The 1,385-nt window shown below is 56.2% G+C and carries 1 protein-coding gene; it reads left to right on the top strand.

Annotation, left to right across the window (positions count from 1 at the left end):
- Positions 1-161 precede the first annotated feature (161 nt).
- Positions 162-1,340 (top strand): IS256-like element ISCre1 family transposase, encoded by a 1,179-nt coding sequence (locus tag KBX14_RS11140; RefSeq protein ID WP_013887464.1) that lies wholly within the window; start codon positions 162-164, stop codon positions 1,338-1,340.
- Positions 1,341-1,385 lie beyond the last annotated feature (45 nt).

Raw genomic sequence — 1,385 nt, forward strand, 5'->3', positions numbered from 1 at the left:
GGGTTAAGCGACAAAATGTGTGTCCGGAATCGTTGATTTTCATGCTCTGAACTCCGCGTTTGCGGAAAATATATGCTCCAAAAGCATATATTGGCCCTCTCTTGCGAAAATCCCCGGTGTGGCTGCCATGGTGTGCTACGGAGCGGTGGTTCGGTTGCCCAATGCCAAAGAACCGACCACGCTGCCATTGTGGCGGCGATATGAAACGAAACGGCACCACCAGCAACGGGACGACCCGGTGGCGGTGCAAAATCTGCGGTGCTTCACTGACCAAGCAGCGCAGCGATATCACCAACGCAGCCCTATTTCGTGCGTTCATCCAGCACCTGACCGCCGGGACCAGTCTTGCGGCGATCGCCGGCAACATGAGCTGCTCGACACGTACGCTGCAGCGCAAATTCGATGCCTTTTGGCTGGTTGACGTGCCTGACCCGACCATCGGCCATACAGGCAGGGTCTACGACCAGATCTTCATCGACGGCACCTACACCGCAGGTGGCTGTCTGATCGTGGCGGCAACGCTCGACCACGTCATCGCCTGGCACTGGTGCAAACAAGAAACCACACACGACTACAAGCGCCTGCTCGAGCGCATCGAAGCACCGTTGATCGCTGTGATCGACGGTGGCCGAGGAGCCACAAGCGCAATTAAAACGTGCTGGCCAAACACCAAAATCCAACGCTGCCTCGTGCACGCCCAACGCAGAGTACGCCGCTACACCACCTCACGACCACGCACTGATGCTGGCCGCACCATCTACCGACTCGCGCTGAAACTCACCCGCATCACCACCCTGGACGAGGCTGCACAATGGGGTGCACAACTGCAAGAGTTTCACACGCTCTACAAGGATTGGCTCAACGAAAAGACACAGGTCAAAGACCCGAAAACAGCAAAAGACACACTCGTGTGGACCCATGTCAACGTGCGCAAGGCCTACAACAGTCTCAACCACCTGTGGCGCAATGACCTGCTGTTTGTCTACCTCAAGCCCCCGAAAGGTGTGCTCGAGCCGCACCGGATCAAATCCACCACCAACAGTCTTGAAGGCGGCATCAACGCCCAGCTGAAGCTCCTTGCAAGAACTCATCGCGGCAGACGCGGTGAGCACCAACGCAAAATGCTGGATTGGTGGCTGTATCTGAAAACGGAACTGCCTGGCGATCCAATAGAAATCGCCAGACAGTCCAACTGGGGCCAGAACCAACTCGCCAAAGTTACAACCCTGACCCGAAACGAGAACCAAGCCGACTATGAAACAGGACAACCAGCCCTCTACGACAACGGTATCGATACCGAGTACACACACTCAATCGGCATCCAAAAAGGCCACATCTAACCCCGCGACACGCCGATAGCAGACACACATTTTGTCGCTTAACCC

This window comes from Corynebacterium sp. CCUG 61414 (genome assembly GCF_024453945.1).
GTDB classification, from domain to species: Bacteria; Actinomycetota; Actinomycetes; order Mycobacteriales; family Mycobacteriaceae; genus Corynebacterium; species Corynebacterium pseudogenitalium.

Bases quoted from the DNA above. Each gene is read 5' to 3' on its own strand.
- KBX14_RS11140 (WP_013887464.1), top strand. From the start codon at position 162: ATGCCAAAGAACCGACCACGCTGCCATTGTGGCGGCGATATGAAACGA.